This is a genomic window from Pseudomonas sp. KNUC1026, from assembly GCF_021650705.1.
Lineage (GTDB): Bacteria > Pseudomonadota > Gammaproteobacteria > Pseudomonadales > Pseudomonadaceae > Aquipseudomonas.
In genome coordinates, this window is the sequence record NZ_CP087138.1 from 4,901,196 (window position 1) to 4,916,912 (window position 15,717).

Genomic DNA, 15,717 nt, shown 5'->3' on the forward strand with positions numbered 1-15,717 from the left:
TCAGGCACGTGGCCTCCTTGCGGGGTCGATACGGTTCAAAGGAATGCGGTGCAGCCCTGCCAATGCCGGCAGCAGCGTGGCAACCAGGCCCATCAGCATCAGCGCCAGGTAGGCCGCTTCGCTGATCAACTGCTGCTTGAGCAACAGGTTGAGAAAAACGATTTCGCTCAAGCCGCGAATATTGAGCAGCACCGCCTCGCGCCAGCGCGACGTGCCGCCTGGCGAAGGGCCGGCCCAGGCCAGGCCCAGCCAGTTGCCGGCCAGCTTGCTCACAATCGGCAAAAACAGCCAGGCGGCCCATTGCGCAGGGCTTAGGCTTGCCAACGCGCCATCCAGGTCGATCTGCACGATGCCGGCGGTAAGCAGCAGCGGGATGGCGATGCCGTTCTGCACTGGCGCCATCCAGCGTTTGGGTAGCGGGGGCACCAGCGGCAGCTTCAGCCAGGCCATGTTCAGCACGTAGCCCACACCCATCAGTAGCGCGTTGAGCTTGAGCTGCTCGGCGGCCACCAGCAGGGCGAAGAACAGCAGGCTGTAGGCCAGCGGCTGGCGCACCCGGCACAGGTGCAGCAGCCAGGGCGCGAACGCCGCCAGCAGCGGCCAGGCCAGGGTGGCCAGGTGCAGGCTGCCCTGGGCCAGGCCCAGCAGGCTCCAGCAGGCCAGGTCGATGAAGATCGCTGCCTGCATCAGCCTTCGTGTGGCTGCCGGCGGGTACTGGATGTGTTGCAGGTAGAGGTAGAGCACCGGGATGGCGGTGATGGCGAACACCAGCCCCAGCGCCAGGTGGCTTACCCAGCTCAGTTGCGGCAGCAGCCAGGCCGCGCAGGCCAGGCCCGCAGCGAACGGCACGGCGAAGCTGGGCAGGGCCACACGCAGGCTGTCGCGGTTCAGGTTCAGGTCGATCACGTCACCGATGATCTGCCCCAGCAGCAGGGCGAACGCCAGGCTGTAGCAAGCGTGTACCCAACCTGGCGCCACCAGCGCCGCGCCATGCAGGTGCCAGTGCGGCTCCACACCGTAGGCCATCAGCAGTGGCAGCCCAAGGCCGGCCATCAGCAACTGGCTGACGATAGGAATCAACCCCAGCCGGCGGCCGAGTGCAGTGGCGGCCATGAACAGCGCCAGCACCGTGAGCCAGAACAGCAGCACCATCATCCGTGCACCTTCCCGCCCCGTGGCGCGGCCCAGGGCGCCAGCAGGAAGCTGAACGCCAGGCCCAGGCTCACCGACAGGCCGAAGTTGCTCACCGCAGGCGTTGCCGACACCATCAGCAGCCCGAACGACAGGCAGGTGGTGATGGCCGCCAGCAGCGTGCCGAGCAGGCTGGTAGCCGCGCCGCCCACCTGCTCGCGCATCAGGATCGCGTAGTCGACGCTGATGGCCGTGGCCAGCAGCAGGCCGAATACGCTGAACAGCGTCAGCGGCTGGCCCAGCCAGCCCAGCCCAGCCAGGCTGCACAGTGCCGCCAGCAATGGAAGCGCCACCAGCCTGGCCGCCCCGCCCAGGCCGAACGGCCAGATCAGCAGCAACAAAATCAGCCCGCAGGAGGCGAGCTTGAGCTCGGCGGCGCTGACCTGGGTTTGCGCGAACACCCGGTTCAACTCGCCGAGCCGGTCGACCCACTGCACGCCCGGCAAGCCGTCGGCGAGGCGAGCAAGTTCCTGAGCATTGCCCAACCCTTGCAGGCTGACGGTGCTGGCCACGCCATTGCCAACGCGGCCCAGCCACAGCAGCCGATACGGCTCGCCCAGCGGGCCTGCCAATGCCTGGTCGATGGTCATGACCGGCATTGCCTGCAGAGTGGCCAGTTCCTGCGCCAGCGCCTCAGGCGGCACGCCGGCCGACGCCAGGGGTTGCCAGTAAGCATGAAGGCCCTGCAACGCCTGGCGCGTGCGCACTTGGTCGCGCTCGGGGGCCACCAGTTGGCTGAGCGCCAGGTAACCCTGCAAACGGTGCTCGGTCACCAGCGGGGCCAGGCGCTCGGTCAGGGCGCGCTCGCGCTCCAGCAACTCGCCTTCATCGCGGCCCTGCACCAGAAAGAACTGGCTGGTGGGCTGAAAGCCGGTGATGCGCGCTACAGCCTTGGCCTGGTCCATCAGCTCAGGCGAGCTGTCGATCCATTGGCGCAAATCGTTACGCACCTGCAAGTGGTAAACACCGCCCAGGCACAGCGCCAGCAGTGCCACCAGCAGCACATAGCTGTTCACCCGCCGCAGCAGCGCCAGGCGCAGGTCGATCAGCCGCTGGCCCAGCGCCAGCGGCCAGGCCGCCGGGCGCAATTCGGTGCCCGCCAGCAGCGCCGGCAACAGGCAGGTCGCGGTCAGCCAGGCGCCGCACAGGCCGCCGGCGGAAAACAATGCAATCTGGGTCAGGGCCGGGAACGGCGTGAATGCGAGCGCCAGGTAGCCGATGCAACTGGTCGCCAGGCTCAGCGCCAGGCCCGAGCGGGTCAGCCGCAGCGCCGCCCAGCTGCGCCACGGGCGCAGGCTCCAGGCCTTGCTCAGGTAATGCAGCGGGTAGTCCACCGCCACGCCGATCAGGCTGGCGCCTAATACCAGGGTCATCACATGCACCTGGCCGAACACCGCCACGCACAGCGTGGTGCCGGCCAGCACGCCCACCAGCACCGGCAGAAAGGCCAACAGCACGCGCCAGCGGCGGAAGGCCAGCAGCAACATCAGCAGAATGCCCAGCGTGGCGCCGCCGCCGACCCAGGTGATCTCACGCTGGGCCTGCAATTGGCCGTTGGCGGCGTAGAGCAGGCCGCTGGCCGCGAGCAACTGGCTGCCGCCGCCTGCGGCCTGCTCCCGCGCCTGGGCCAGCAGTGCGGCCACTTTCACTGGCAGGTTCAGGTCGAAGGCATTGCCGGCGGTGCGAGCGCGCAGCAGCACCCACGCCTTGCCGTCGCCTTGCGCCACCAGCGCGCCGCTGGCGAGGTCCAGCTGCACGCTGCCGTGCTGGGGCTGGCCGTTCTGAATACGTTGGGTGAGCCCGAGCCAGTCATCCTGGTTGGGCACCAGGCTGAACCCGGTGAACGGGTCGAACAGGCTTTGCAGCCTTTGCTGGATGAACGCCTCCGGAGCGGTTTCCAGCTGCACGCGGTCGGCCGGGGCGAGCATCGCCAGGCGGCCATGCAGCAATTGCTCGCGCAGTGCCGGCAGGTCGGCCTGCACGCTCCACTGCACTTGCTCGAACAGCCCGCTGGCCTGCCATTGGGTGGCGAGCTTCTGGGCCAGGGCAACCGCTTGCTGCTGGTCGGTGTTGCCCACCAGCACCAGCATTTCGCGCGAAAGTGGCGCCTGCATGCGCTGCTCGGCTTGTTGCACCAGCGGGTCGGGGGCAGCCCCCGGCACCAGCGCCATCAGGTCGGCCGACACCGGCGGGCGGCTGTGCCACTGCCAGCCGGCCAGGGCCAGCAGCCCCGCCAGCAACAGCATGAACAGCCAGGGCAGGCTGCGTTCAGCGCGCGAAGTCATGCTGCTCCTGTTCGCTCAAGGCATCGCTGGCCTGGCTCGACGGCATGCGCAGCACGGTGCGGTCGCCCTGGGTTTCGAACAGCTCGATGCGCTCGACGAACTGCCCGCCGCTGAGCTCGATGTGCTCGAACACCTGCTTGAGCAGCAGCGAGCGCGGCACCAGCCGCACCTGCCAGTGCTCGGCGCTGCCTTGCACGCTCAGCTCGAAGTCGCGCTCCAGCTGGCTGCTGTCGCCCCGCAGCACGGCGAAGAACAAATGGTTCTGCTGGGCGCTGGCGCTGCGCGAGGGCAGGGTTTGCCAGCCACTGGCATCGCGGCGGGCGATGCCGGCGTCGTCGATGCGGTAGTCCTGGCGCAACGGTGCCTTGAGCAGCCAGAGCAAGCCGTGGTCACGGGCGAGCACGAAGTCGCCGGTGCTGGTGAGCGGCTGCGGCAGGCTGCGCAGGTGTTTTTCCTGCACGAACGGGCCGCGGATCACCGCAGGCTTGGCCAGTTGGGTGCTCAGCTCGGCAAGCGTCAGGGCATGGGCCAGCAGCGGCGTGAGCATTACCAGTGCCAGCAGCGAACGGATCAGGCGTTTCATGAAAGGGCTTTCTCCACGGCGTCGGTGAACACCCGGGGCGAGGCCAGCTGCATCTCGCGGGTGGCGATCTCCACCGCCACCTGCACGGAACTGGCACGGGTCAGGCGCGTGCCGGTGGTGGCGCAAGTGATCAGGTAATGGATCTTCAAGCGGTTTTCCCACTCCACCAGGTCGGCGCGCACCTTGAGGCGCTGGCCGAACACCGCGCTGTGCACGTAGCGCAGTTGCAGGTCGATGACGGGCCAGGCGTAACCGGAGTCGCGCATCTGCGTGTAGTTGTGGCCGATGTGGTCGAGCAGCGCGCAGCGCGCCACTTCCAGGTACTTCACGTAATGCCCGTGCCAGACCACGTCCATGCTGTCGACGTCGAAGAACGGCACAAGGATTTCGGTTTCGACTTGCAAGGCGCCCGTGCTACGCATCGCCGAGCTCCCAGTGGCGCTGGCCGATGCGCACCAGGCAATGGCGCAGGGCCGGCTCAAGCGCGCGGTCTTCCTCCAGCGGGGCGAACTCGCCGAGCAACTGCGCGTGCATCGCTGCCAGCCGAGGGGGCAGCGAGCGGGCATCGCTGGCCTGGGTACGCAGCCACACACCCTGGTTGGCGGCCAGCAACGTCGCGGCCGCGACCTGCTCGGTGAGCGCCAGTACGCGCAGAGCGTCGCGGGCGGCGATGGTGCCCATGCTGACTTTGTCCTGGTTGTGGCACTCGGTGGAGCGCGAGAATACGCTGGCCGGCATCGTCAGCTTCAGCGCCTCGGCGGTCCAGGCGCTGGCGCCGATCTGCACGGCCTTGAAACCGTGGTTGATCATGGCGCGCTCGGCCGGCGCGCCGGAGAGGTTGCTCGGCAGGCCGTGGTTGTAGCGCACGTCCACCAGCAGGGCGAGCTGGCGGTCGAGCAGGTCGGCAATGTTCGCCACCAGCGTCTTGAGGCTGTCCATGGCGAAAGCGATGTGGCCGCCGTAGAAATGCCCGCCGTGCAGCACGCGTTCGTCTTCGGCGTCGATGATCGGGTTGTCGTTGGCGCTGTTGAGTTCTGTTTCGATGAAGCCGCGCAGCCAGCCCAGGCTGTCGGCCAGCACCCCCAGCACATGCGGGGCGCAGCGCAGCGAGTAGCGATCTTGCAGGCGGTGCAGGGGCGCGGCCGGGCCGTCGATGGCCAGGTCCTGGCGCAGCCAGGCGGCCACCTGGGCCTGGCCGGGGTGCGGCTTGGCGGCGAACAGGCGCTCGTCGAAGTGCTCGGGGTTGCCTTGCAGTGCCACCACGTTCAGCGCGGTGATGCGCGTGGCCAGGCGCAGCAGGTACTCGGCACGTCCGAAGGCCTGGCAGGCAAGGCCTGTCATCACTGCTGTGCCGTTCATCAGCGCCAGCGCTTCCTTGGGCGCAGCACCAGTGGCTGCCAGCCCAGTTCGGCATGCACCTCGGCGCTCGTGCGGCGTTGGCCTTTGTAGAGCACTTCACGCTCGCCGCAAAGGGTTGCGGCCACGTAGGACAGCGGCGTCAGGTCGCCGCTGGCGCCTACCGAACCTTCCTCGGGGATGATCGGCAGCACGTCTTCGGCCAGAAACGCCTGCAAGCGCTCCAGCAGGTCCAGGCGCACCCCTGACATGCCGAAGCACAGCGATTGAAGGCGCGCCGCCAGCACCGCGCGAGTGGCCGGCGCATCGAGCACCTGGCCCAGGCCGCAGCCGTGGAAGGTGTAGAGGTGGCGCGGCAAGGCCTCGACATGCTCGGCGGCACCGCCACCACGCAAGAGTCGCCGTAGCCTGTGGTCACTCCGTAGATCACCCCTTCCTTGTTCAGCAGCGTGTCGAGAAAGCGTGCGCCGCGAGCGATGCCTTCGCGCCAGGCAGGGTCGCCCTGCAGTTGCGCGCGGGCCTTGCCCTCGCAAAGTGCGAGCACCTGCTCGATGCGCAGGGGTTGCGGGCCGAAGGTCACGTGGTCAGTCATTGTCCAGGTTCCAGAAGGGGTAGAAGTTGAACCACTGCCGTGGCGCACTGAGTGCGCGCTGGCCCAGGCGTTCGGCGTAACGCCCGGCCCAGTGGGCGATCACCTGGTCGCGCTCGCCACGGCGCCAGGCGATGGCTTCGGCGAAGGGCTCCAGGCTCACGTGGTAGCGGCCTTGCTGCTTGAGGCAGAAAAACAGGTTCACCGGGCACTTGAGCAGCCCGGCCAGCAACCAGGGCCCTTGCGGGAAGCGCGCCGGCTGGCCGAGAAAATCCACCGTGGCCGTGCGCCCGCCGTGCAGCGGCACGCGGTCGCCGGCGATCGCCAGCCACTCGCCGCGCTCCAGGCGCTGGCTCAGTTGCAGCATGATGGCCGGGTCCAGCTCGCTGACCTGGATCAGCCGCAAATGGCTGGCCCCCGCTTCACCCAGCAGGCGGTTGAAGCGCTCGGCGTGGCGGGTGTGCACCAGCACGTTCATGGTCACTTTTCGCCCAGCTCGGCCAGTGCCCGGCACACCTCCAGGTTGCCCAGGTGCGCGCCCACCAGCATCTGCCCACGCTCGCCGCGCAACTGCTGGCGCACGCCGTGAGGGTCGTCCAGGGCGATGTGCTCCAGGCGCAGCTTGCCGTTCCACACATCGAGTTTGTCGAGCAGCGCCTGAGCGAAGGCCATGAACTGGCCGAACAGGCTGCCCAGGGTCGGGCGCAGCGCCGGCTGCCCGGCCCACTGGGCCAGGTTGGCCTGGTACTGGCGCGTGGCCTGGCGGGCACGGCGGCCGAAGACGAAGAAATACAGCACGATGCCGTAGATCAGCGGGCTGAGCAGGCGCCGGCCGAGCAGGCGCACGCCCACCGCCGTGAGCTTCATCATCCAGAAGCTGCCGCGTTCGCGGCGCTGCGCCCAGTGGGCGTTCGGCTCGCTCATGCCGCCCACCGCCGCCAGAGAATGGCTGGCCAGCGCAGCAACATGCCGAAGAACAGCCGGGCATGCATGCGCGAGATCAGCACGTTGTCTTCGACCGGCCGGAAGTGCGAAACCCCGTCGCTGGGGTAATGCACGCGAGTCTGCAGCCAGTGCATCGGCTGGTTGCGCCAGTGCAGGCGCACCAGCACCTCGGGGTCGAAATCCATGCGCCGGCCCAGGCGCTGGCCGTCGATCACCGGCAGTACCTGTGCCAGCGGGTACACGCGAAAGCCGCACATCGAGTCGGGAATGCTCAGCGACAGCGTGTTGATCCATACCCACACGTGGGTGAGGTAGCGCGCGTAGAGGCGGCCCTTGGGCACGCTGGCGTCGTATTGCGGGTAGCCGCAGATCAGCTCGCCAGGGCGTTGGCGCGAGGCGTCCAGAAACCTGCGCACATCGGCCAGGTCGTGCTGGCCGTCGGCGTCCACCTGCAACGCATGGGTAAAACCCAGGCGCTGCGCCTCGCGCAGGCCCGCCATCACCGCGCCGCCCTTGCCCTGGTTGACCGGCAGGTTCACCAGCCAGGTGTTTTCGGCCTCGGCCAGTTGCGCAAGCACCGCCGCACAGGCCGGGCTGCTCGCGTCGTTGACCAGCACGCAGGGCAAGCCCTCTGCCAGCAGGGCGGCAACCACTGCCGGCACCGCACGCTCGTGGTTGTAGACCGGGATGACCGCGCAAGGCTTATGCATGGGCGGCCTCCAGCAGGATGCGGCCACTGGAGCAGGGGGCGCCGGCACGGGTGAAGGCGAAGTGCAGCTTGCCGCGCGGCTCGTCGAAACGCAGCACCAGGTCGAGGGTGTCGCCGGGGCGCACCAGTTGCTGGAACTTGAGCACTTCCATGCCGGCGAAGCGCGGCGGCAGGGCCAGCAGCGCATGGCCCAGGCGCTGGGCCCAATCCACCTGGACCACGCCCGGCAGGATCGGCGCGGTGGGGAAGTGGCCGCTGAAACAGGCAAGGTCCAGCGGCACCCGCACGCGGAGCTGCCACTGGCCCTCGTCCTGATGCTGGCTCAGCACCTCCGGCGCGCGTGGGCGCTGCGCCAGCAGCAGCGCATCGAGTGTGGCCTGTGGCAGTTTGCCCTGGCTGTTCAGCGGCAATTGGCTGAGCAGGCGCCAGCGGCGCGGCAGGGCGATCGGTTCACAGTGCTCGGCAAGGTGCGTGCGCAGTTGCGCCAGCATCGCCTTGCGGCCCAGGCCCCGCAGGGCCTGCACGCCTTGCTCGGTGGGTACCAGCAGCGCGCCGAGGCTGGCACGGCCGGCCTGCACCATGCCCAGCCGGCAGTCTTGCACCCACGGGTGGGTGGCCAGGGCCTGTTCGAGCATGGGCAGGGAAATACGTTTTTCTTCGAGCTTGACGATGCGGTCGAGCCGGCCGAGCAAATGCAGCCGGCCTTGAGCGTCGAGCTCCGCGGCGTCCTGGGTGTGCTCGACGTGCCCATCGGGCAGATAAGGCGAGCGCACTTGCAGGGCGCCAAGCTCGCCCAGGTTCAGCTCCACACCCGCAAAGGGTTGCCACCAGGGTGTGCCCTGGCGCCAGGCGATGCCGCCGGTTTCGGAGCTGCCGAGGATTTCGGCAGGCCATTGGCCCAACCGTTCGGCCAGGCTCGCGGCGGCATCGGCGGGCAGGGCGCCACCGGAGGAGAACACCTTGCGCACGCCGCGCAGCGCAGGCCAGTCCAGGTTGTCGCCCATGCGCTTGAGCAGGGCGGGGCTCGCGACCCAGGCAAATTCAGGCTGCTCGCGGCTGGCCTGTTGCAGGTCTTCACTGAATGGCAGTTGCCGGCGCACGCCCGCGCGCCCGGCGCACAAAGGCCACAACACGCGGAACAGCAGCCCGTAGATGTGCTGGGTCGCAACACTGCCGATGATCAAAGCGTTGCCCAGTTCGGAGCCCCACAGTTGCTCCAGCGCACGCACTTCGTTGGCCAATTGCGGCAACGCCTTGTCGATGCGCTTGGGCTCGCCACTGGAGCCGGAGGTGCACAGGCTCAGGCGGCAGGCCTCCAGGCACAGCGGTGCAGCGGCCAACGGCTCGGCAGGCGGCAGCGGCTCGCTGGCACTGGTGAGCCACAGGTCGGCTTCGTTTGCCCAGCGCTGGCGGGTCTGCGGTTGCAGGTCGGGGGGCAGCAGCACGCTGGCGCCTGCGCGCCAGGCGGCGAACAGGGCAATGGACAACTGCGCGGCGTCTTCCAGATACAGCGCCACGCAGCGAGTGCCGCGGGCGTGCAGGGCGCCGGCCAGCGCCAGCACTTGCTGTTGCCATTGCGCGTGATCCAGCGCTGGGGCCAGGGCGACCGGCCGGCCAGGGTGGCCTTGCAGCAGCAGGTCGCGAGTTTCGATCCAGGGCTGGGTCATGCGGCAGCTCTCACTCGGCGGCGCACCAGCCACTCACCGGCGAACAGTGCGCCCATCAACAGGTAGGCGATCAGCCCGGTGTACAGCGTCCACCAGGCCAGCGGCGCCCAAAGCGTCAAGGCTGAGGTGATCAGGCCGTTGACGAGAAAAACAGGCACCACACCCAGGTGACCCGGCGGGTATAACGCACCGCGCGCGGCGGCAGCTCAGGCTCGCTCAGGCGGGCCAGGCGTTCGGCAATGGGCATGCCGCGCAGCAGGCTGGCGCCGAAAACGGCCAGCAACGCGCCGCTGAGCAGCACTGGGTACCAGCGCAACAGCTGGGCGTTACCCGCCAGCGCCAGCACCGCGCAGAACAGCAGCGCCGCAGCGGCCAGCCAGCGGTTGCCGCCGCCGCTCAGCGCGCGGCCCAGCCAGAGCGCGCCCAGCAGCAGCGCGAACTGCCACGGGGCGATGCGACCTTCGCCGAAATGCACAGCCAGCGGGTAAAGCAACCCGGCCAGCACCAGCGCGGCACCGATCAGGCGGCTCATGCGGCGGCAGTGATCATGCGGTGCACGGCCTCGACCACATCGCCTACGGTACGCACGGCCTTGAAGTCTTCGGCGGCGATTTTCTTGCCGGTCTGGCGCTTGATGTGATCGATCAGGTCGATCGCATCGATGCTGTCGATTTCCAGGTCCTGATACAGGTTGGCGTCAAGCGTAACGCGCTCGGGCTCGATCTCGAACAGGTCGACCAGCGCCGCCTTGAGCGTCTCGAAAATGTCTTCACGGGTTTGCATGGTGCGGCCTCAGGCTGCTTGCCTGGCGGTCACGAAAGCCGCCAGGCTCGCCACGTTGTTGAAATGGTCACGGGTGCCCTTGTCGTCGGCATCGATCTTGATGCCATAGCGCTTCTGGATGGCCAGGCCCAGCTCCAGCGCGTCGACCGAATCCAGGCCCAGGCCTTCGCCGAACAGGGTCAGCTCGTCGCCGATGTCCTGCACGGTAATGTCTTCAAGGCCCAGAGCCTCGATGATCAACAGTTTGATCTCAGTGTTCAGTTCGCTCATCCAGCGCGAGCTCCTTCAGAAAATAGTGGTGCAAATGATCGTTTAGCAGCCGTGAGGCCTTGGGCGGCGGGCCCAGGGCTGCGAAGTCGGCAGGGTATATATCGGCCCCGACGTGCAAACTGAAATGCACGCGACGCGTGGGGATGCGATACCAGGGCTCGGCCTTGGTGAGTGTGGTTGGGGCCACGCGAATGGTCACCGGGGTGATCACGCGCGCGCCGCGCAGGGCGATGGCTGCCGCGCCCCGGTGAAATTGCGGGGCCTCGCCCGGCGTGGTGCGGGTGCCTTCGGGGAAGATGATCAGCGTTTGGCCGCCTTGAAGCGCCCCGACGGCGGTGTCGAGCATGTCCAGGCTGCCGTCGTTGCTGATGTATTGCGCAGAACGAACCGGGCCGTGAGTGCAGGGGTGGTCCCACAGGCTTTTCTTGACCACGCAGTTGGCTTCGCGCATCAGCCCGATCAGGAACACCACGTCGATCAGCGAGGGGTGGTTGGCGATGACCATCTGCCCTGGCTGGCCAAGGCGCTCGGCACCTGCCACTTCGAACGTCAGCACGCCGCTGCGCTGCATGAAGCGCACGAACAGCCAGAACAGCCGGCTGATGGTGCGGCGCGCCCGGCGGCGCCTGGCAACCGCATCACCCGGCAGGCACGCCAGCAGCGGGAATATCAGCAGGCGCAGGCACAGCCCGCCGAGGCCAAACAGCAGAAAGCTCACCGCTGTGGCGAGCAGGCGCAGGTAGAAGTGGTCGCCGCGGCGCCCGTTCAATGCGTTCGCCGCCAGTTCCATGCTCGATGCTTCCAGCAATGACGCAAATGGGTTTTGCCGTTGGCCAGTGCACTGGCAAGGCTCAACGCGTGCGGGGTGTCGCAGGGCTCCCCGCCCTGGCCAAGGCTCAATTGCCAGGTGCTGCCTGGGGTGACCAGCAGGCCTACGGCATAGGGAAATGGCACATCGCTCACCAGCTCGGCGTACGGGGCCGGCGGTGTTTCTTCGGCTACCACCACCAGCACGGCCGGAGCACCTTCCGCCAGCAGCGCGCAGGCCTCGACCAGGCCATGCTCCAGGCCATCGCCCTGAGCGGAGAGGGCCGACATCTCGCAGGTTTGCCCGCGCAGGATCGACCACAGGCCGATCACCGCGTTATGCACCGACAGGCTGAAGTGCGTAGGCGACAAGGGTTCGCCCTTGGCGAGTTCGGTGAGTAATTCGAAAGTGCGCGGGGTTTCACCATGGCGTGAAACGAAAATGAACGGCAGGCGGTCATAACCTTCTGCCATAGGCCAGGCCACGTGGAACGCCATACGCGCCAGGCGGCTCAGGCGGCGGCGCTGCAGAGCGGGCAGGAAGGAGACGTCCGGGGCACAATCGCTCGACGCGTCGGGCCGCGAGGCGGTGCTCCAGCGTTGCCAGGCCTGCGCCGACGTAACGCCCGGGGCCCAGGCTCGCCAATGCGCGATATCGAATGTGAACACGTGAGTTCGATCCCGCCCTCTGTGGGGCTTCCAGTCCATGGTGACGCTTCGGGGATGCTGCGCGCGGGGCACGGCAAGGCGCAGGCGGCGCCATTATCCCGGTGACCCGAGTGTGTAGCAAATTGTGGTTACATTTTTCTCAAGGCATTACTCGATCAGTTCGCCCGCCCGGTGAGGCGTCGGCCCGAAAAACCGGAGTTCACCTGGCTTTGCCCGGGGAAATTTATCCGACGGACGTTATACATATGTCCGGGTTTTGCATAAGCTTTGGCTGGCAAACAGCCATAACAGGAGGTAAGGGATGCGTCGGGTGGTTTTCAATCAGAAAGGTGGTGTGGGCAAATCGAGCATTGCCTGCAACCTCGCAGCGGTGAGTGCCAGCGAAGGCTACCGCACGCTGCTGATCGACCTGGATGCGCAGGCCAACTCCACGCAATACCTCACCGGCCTCACCGGCAACGACATCCCGATGGGCATCGCGGACTTTTTCAAGAATACCCTCAGCGGCGGTGTGGCCAAGAAAAACCAGGTCGATATCTACGAAACACCGTTCGACAATTTGCACGTGATCACGGCCACGCCGGAGCTTGCCGAGCTACAGCCCAAGCTTGAGGCAAAGCACAAGATCAACAAGCTCGGCAAACTGCTCGATGCGTTGGATGAGGACTACGAGCGGATCTACATTGACACCCCGCCGGCCCTCAATTTTTACGCAGTTTCGGCGCTGATAGCTGCTGATCGAGTATTGATCCCGTTCGACTGTGACAGCTTTTCGCGCCAGGCACTGTACGGCCTGATGGCGGAGCTCGAGGAGCTCAAGGAAGACCACAACGAGCGGCTGGAAGTTGAAGGGATTGTGGTTAACCAGTTCCAGCCTCGCGCAGCGCTGCCTCAGCAGATGCTGCAGCAGTTGCTCGACGAGGGCTTGCCAGTGCTGCCGGTGTACCTGAACAGCTCGGTGAAAATGCGCGAATCCCATGAGGCGAGCCTGCCACTGGTGTACCTCGACCCCAAGCACAAGCTCACTCAGCAGTTCGTGGCATTGCATGACTTGCTGGAAGGGCGCGGGTGAGGGCGCCTGTTTTCGGATAAGCAACGCTGATAATCCGATCACTTTTGCCCGTTGGACCCCCTTGCAAGCGCAGCGATAGGCTTTCCTCATTCAATCTGAGGAAAGGCTGCGATGAGCGACGCACTGTATTCACCGAGCTTGGAAGGGGTGGTGGTTGGCCAGACGGCTATCTCGGATGTCGATGGCGCCCAAGGGCGGCTGAGTTATCGCGGGGTCGCAATCGACGAGCTGGCCAAATGGCCCTATCTGGATGTCGCCTTGTTGGTCATCACGGGCAAGCGAGCACCGGCCGCGCAAATCGAAGCCTGGAACACCTGGATGCTGGGCCACTGCCAGCTGTCGCCTCGCGAGCGTAGCTGGCTCGAACTGCTGCCGCCGAGCCTGCATACCATGGAGGTGTTGCAGTCGGCGGCTCCCGCGCTTGCTGCCCAGGTGCTGCAACCGCCTGCCGGGATCGAAGCAGACCCGGACCTGTTGCGTGGTCTGTTCATCGCCGCCAAGTTACCGGCTTTTCTGGCAGCCAAGTACCGCCAGGACCAAAAGCTTGTTCTCGTCGAGCAGCAGGAAGGCAGCTCGTTGAATGAGCGCTTTCTGTTCTTGCTTCACGGCAGCCTGCCGACGGCTGAGCAAGTACGCGCGCTGGACACTGTCCAGATTCTGCAACTGGAACACAGCTACAACGCCGGCACGTTTGCCGGGCGCGTCTGCGCCAGCACGAACGCCCCCATCGCCTCTTCGATCTCTGCATCGATCGGGACGCTGTTCGGTAACTTGCATGGCGGTGCTGATGAGGCAGTAATGGGCATGGCCAAGCGCATTGGCCGGCTGGATAACGTGAAGCCCTATATCGACCAGTTGCTGGGTGAAAAGGGCAAAGTGATGGGCATGGGGCACCGCGAGTACAAACGCCTGGACCCGCGTGCTGCGATCCTCAAACCGATGGCCGAAGCGCTCTGCCACGATGCCGCAGCGCGGGATAACTTCGAGCTGCTCAAGGAAATCGAGCGTTATTCCAGGGAGCGTTTTCTGAAAAAGGGCAAGGATATCTGGGCGAACCTTGAGTTCTACAAAGGCGCAGTGTTCGAGGCGTTGGGTATTGCGCCGGCTTATTACACCGGCGTGTTCGCCTGCTCGCGGGTGTTCGGGTATGTCGCGCACTTCATGGAGTTCAGGCCAGTGCGCAAATTGATCCGCCCTCGCGCACAGTACAGGCCGCAGTGAGGCAGCCTGATAGACTCGCCGCCCAGGCACCGCCTGCACAAGGACTCGGGGATGGCGATCAACTTCAAGATAGATGAGCTTCGCGCGTTTCGATTGGTGGTGGATAACCGCGCTTTCGGAAAAGCGGCGACGCAGCTGAACCTGTCGCAGTCAGCGGTGAGCCAGAAAATCTCTTCATTGGAGGAGAGAATCGGCACGCTGCTGTTGGACCGTAACAGCCGATGCGCGCCGACCGAGGCGGGCAAGATCGTCTACAAATATGCCGTGTCCATCGACGCCTCGGTACAGGGCGCGGAGGCTGAGCTGGCGCATGCGTTGAACGAGCAGAAGCCATGGTTGAAGGTCGCGATCGCAAGCAGCTCGCCCAAGCCCATGATGCTTGAGCCCCTCTACGCCACGCTCCGGCAGCACCCTGATCTGAACGTAGGCATCCGCACGATCCCTGGGCGAGAAGTCATCTACGCGATCATCGATGAGTCTTACGACGTGGGCTTTGGTCCGTTCCAGAAGAACATGGGGCGGTTCCTGACGGTGCCGATGTATCGTGAGAACCGGTTTCTGGTGGCCAGCCGCGGCCATCCGCATCTGGAGGCGCTGGCCAGCGGCAATGTGCCAATTCTCAAGCAGTGTTCATTGGTATCGACCTACCTGGACAAGACCGAGGATCGGCCCTATCCGGAGAAAATCCGGTTTTTCTTCAAGAATGTCTGGGAGGTGAACGACACCGACATGCGTTCGCAGATCATGGATCAAGGCCTGGCGGTGGGTTATGTGAGCGATGAAGTGCTTTCGGGCCCGGTGGGCGAACATTTCGTGCGGCTTGAGCGATACGACTTCTATCACCTGGTTCGCGAGGGTGGAGTGTTCCATTTGCGCGACCGGCTGTTGCCGGTGGTGACGCAGCGCCTGATCGAGCGGCTGACGCTCTCCCGGCGAGAGGAATAGGCGTTTTCAGGCACCCCGTCGCCCGGCGAGCCGGCCTCCCACGAGGGCAATGGGCGGGCGGCTTGCCGCGCAACGTACGGGCTTACGCTAGTGCCCATGCGCCCGCCCCACATGCGAATGCTCCACATCCGGCGCCACCACCGCGCCGTTTTCCTCAAGGCGCCGCAGGATGCCGCAGGCCTCGCTCGCCGAGGGCGCGTCACAGCGATGGCGCAGCTCCACCAGCTGGCTTTCCAGCGCCTGTAAGCCCTGGATCCGCGCGCGCACATGCTGGATGTGCTCGTCCACCAACGCATTGACCTGCTCGCACGGGTCGATGCGGCTGTCGCGCAGGTCCAGCAGGCTGCGGATTTCGTCGAGGGTCATGTCCAGCACCCGGCAATTGCGGATGAACGTCAGCCGTTCGGCGTGGCTCAGGGTGTATTGCCGGTAGTTGCCTTCGCTGCGCGCAGGTGGCGGCAGCAAGCCTTCGCGCTCGTAGTAGCGAATGGTCTCGACCTGGCAGTCGGTGGCTTTGGCCAGTTCACCGATCTTCATGGCAACCTCGGGAGTGGATAAGGGACTTGACCCTATAGTGGCTACAGGGTGTGTACTTGGCAACAGTTGCCTTTTCAGGAGCCTGCCC

At 66.1% G+C, this 15,717-nt stretch carries 14 protein-coding genes and 3 pseudogenes; 3 read left to right on the top strand and 14 right to left on the bottom strand.

Annotated features, from left to right (window positions below):
- The 13 genes and pseudogenes from LN139_RS23070 to LN139_RS23130 all read right to left on the bottom strand — a co-directional run bounded on the left by LN139_RS23070 (position 1) and on the right by LN139_RS23130 (position 11,854).
- Positions 1 to 1,155, bottom strand: a complete 1,155-nt coding sequence (locus tag LN139_RS23070) for a sodium:proton antiporter (protein WP_236357268.1) — start codon at positions 1,153 to 1,155, stop codon at positions 1 to 3.
- Positions 1,152 to 3,476, bottom strand: a complete 2,325-nt coding sequence (locus LN139_RS23075; RefSeq protein WP_236357270.1) for an MMPL family transporter — start codon at positions 3,474 to 3,476, stop codon at positions 1,152 to 1,154. Before LN139_RS23075 ends, LN139_RS23070 begins: the two co-directional genes overlap by 4 nt.
- The gene (locus LN139_RS23080) at positions 3,460 to 4,059 is read right to left on the bottom strand and encodes a LolA family protein (protein ID WP_236357272.1); all 600 of its coding nucleotides are present in this window, start codon (positions 4,057 to 4,059) and stop codon (positions 3,460 to 3,462) included. Before LN139_RS23080 ends, LN139_RS23075 begins: the two co-directional genes overlap by 17 nt.
- On the bottom strand, positions 4,056 to 4,481 hold the full coding sequence (locus tag LN139_RS23085; RefSeq protein ID WP_236357274.1) for an acyl-CoA thioesterase: 426 nt from the start codon (positions 4,479 to 4,481) through the stop codon (positions 4,056 to 4,058). The genes LN139_RS23080 and LN139_RS23085 overlap by 4 nt, the downstream gene beginning before the upstream one ends.
- Positions 4,474 to 6,007 (bottom strand): annotated as a pseudogene (locus tag LN139_RS23090) (HAL/PAL/TAL family ammonia-lyase). Before LN139_RS23090 ends, LN139_RS23085 begins: the two are co-directional and overlap by 8 nt.
- Positions 6,000 to 6,928 (bottom strand): annotated as a pseudogene (locus LN139_RS23095) (LpxL/LpxP family acyltransferase). The pseudogenes LN139_RS23090 and LN139_RS23095 overlap by 8 nt, the downstream one beginning before the upstream one ends.
- Positions 6,925 to 7,659, bottom strand: coding sequence for a glycosyltransferase family 2 protein (locus LN139_RS23100; RefSeq protein ID WP_236357276.1), 735 nt, complete (start codon positions 7,657 to 7,659; stop codon positions 6,925 to 6,927). Before LN139_RS23100 ends, LN139_RS23095 begins: the two are co-directional and overlap by 4 nt.
- Positions 7,652 to 9,325 carry an AMP-binding protein gene (locus LN139_RS23105; protein ID WP_236357277.1) on the bottom strand — a complete coding sequence of 558 codons (1,674 nt, stop codon included), beginning with the start codon at positions 9,323 to 9,325 and terminating at the stop codon, positions 7,652 to 7,654. Before LN139_RS23105 ends, LN139_RS23100 begins: the two co-directional genes overlap by 8 nt.
- A pseudogene (locus LN139_RS23110) lies at positions 9,322 to 9,857 on the bottom strand (hypothetical protein). The gene LN139_RS23105 and the pseudogene LN139_RS23110 overlap by 4 nt, the downstream one beginning before the upstream one ends.
- On the bottom strand, positions 9,854 to 10,108 hold the full coding sequence (locus tag LN139_RS23115) for an acyl carrier protein (RefSeq protein ID WP_236357279.1): 255 nt from the start codon (positions 10,106 to 10,108) through the stop codon (positions 9,854 to 9,856). The pseudogene LN139_RS23110 and the gene LN139_RS23115 overlap by 4 nt, the downstream one beginning before the upstream one ends.
- 9 nt (positions 10,109 to 10,117) lie before the next feature.
- Positions 10,118 to 10,378 carry a phosphopantetheine-binding protein gene (locus tag LN139_RS23120; RefSeq protein ID WP_236357281.1) on the bottom strand — a complete coding sequence of 87 codons (261 nt, stop codon included), beginning with the start codon at positions 10,376 to 10,378 and terminating at the stop codon, positions 10,118 to 10,120.
- Positions 10,359 to 11,168, bottom strand: coding sequence for a lysophospholipid acyltransferase family protein (locus tag LN139_RS23125; protein WP_236357282.1), 810 nt, complete (start codon positions 11,166 to 11,168; stop codon positions 10,359 to 10,361). Before LN139_RS23125 ends, LN139_RS23120 begins: the two co-directional genes overlap by 20 nt.
- Positions 11,144 to 11,854, bottom strand: a complete 711-nt coding sequence (locus LN139_RS23130; protein ID WP_236357284.1) for a beta-ketoacyl synthase chain length factor — start codon at positions 11,852 to 11,854, stop codon at positions 11,144 to 11,146. The genes LN139_RS23125 and LN139_RS23130 overlap by 25 nt, the downstream gene beginning before the upstream one ends.
- 301 nt (positions 11,855 to 12,155) lie before the next feature.
- On the opposite strand from LN139_RS23130, the gene LN139_RS23135 reads away from it, so the two are divergent.
- The 3 genes from LN139_RS23135 to LN139_RS23145 all read left to right on the top strand — a co-directional run bounded on the left by LN139_RS23135 (position 12,156) and on the right by LN139_RS23145 (position 15,092).
- On the top strand, positions 12,156 to 12,926 hold the full coding sequence (locus LN139_RS23135) for a ParA family protein (protein WP_236357285.1): 771 nt from the start codon (positions 12,156 to 12,158) through the stop codon (positions 12,924 to 12,926).
- Between the two features lie 111 nt (positions 12,927 to 13,037).
- Positions 13,038 to 14,147, top strand: a complete 1,110-nt coding sequence (locus LN139_RS23140) for a citrate/2-methylcitrate synthase (protein WP_236357286.1) — start codon at positions 13,038 to 13,040, stop codon at positions 14,145 to 14,147.
- A 51-nt stretch (positions 14,148 to 14,198) separates the two neighbouring features.
- Positions 14,199 to 15,092, top strand: a complete 894-nt coding sequence (locus LN139_RS23145) for a LysR family transcriptional regulator (protein ID WP_236357288.1) — start codon at positions 14,199 to 14,201, stop codon at positions 15,090 to 15,092.
- An 87-nt stretch (positions 15,093 to 15,179) separates the two neighbouring features.
- On the opposite strand, the gene cadR is transcribed toward LN139_RS23145, so the two are convergent.
- Positions 15,180 to 15,629, bottom strand: a complete 450-nt coding sequence (cadR, locus tag LN139_RS23150) for a Cd(II)/Pb(II)-responsive transcriptional regulator (protein ID WP_236357290.1) — start codon at positions 15,627 to 15,629, stop codon at positions 15,180 to 15,182.
- Positions 15,630 to 15,717 lie beyond the last annotated feature (88 nt).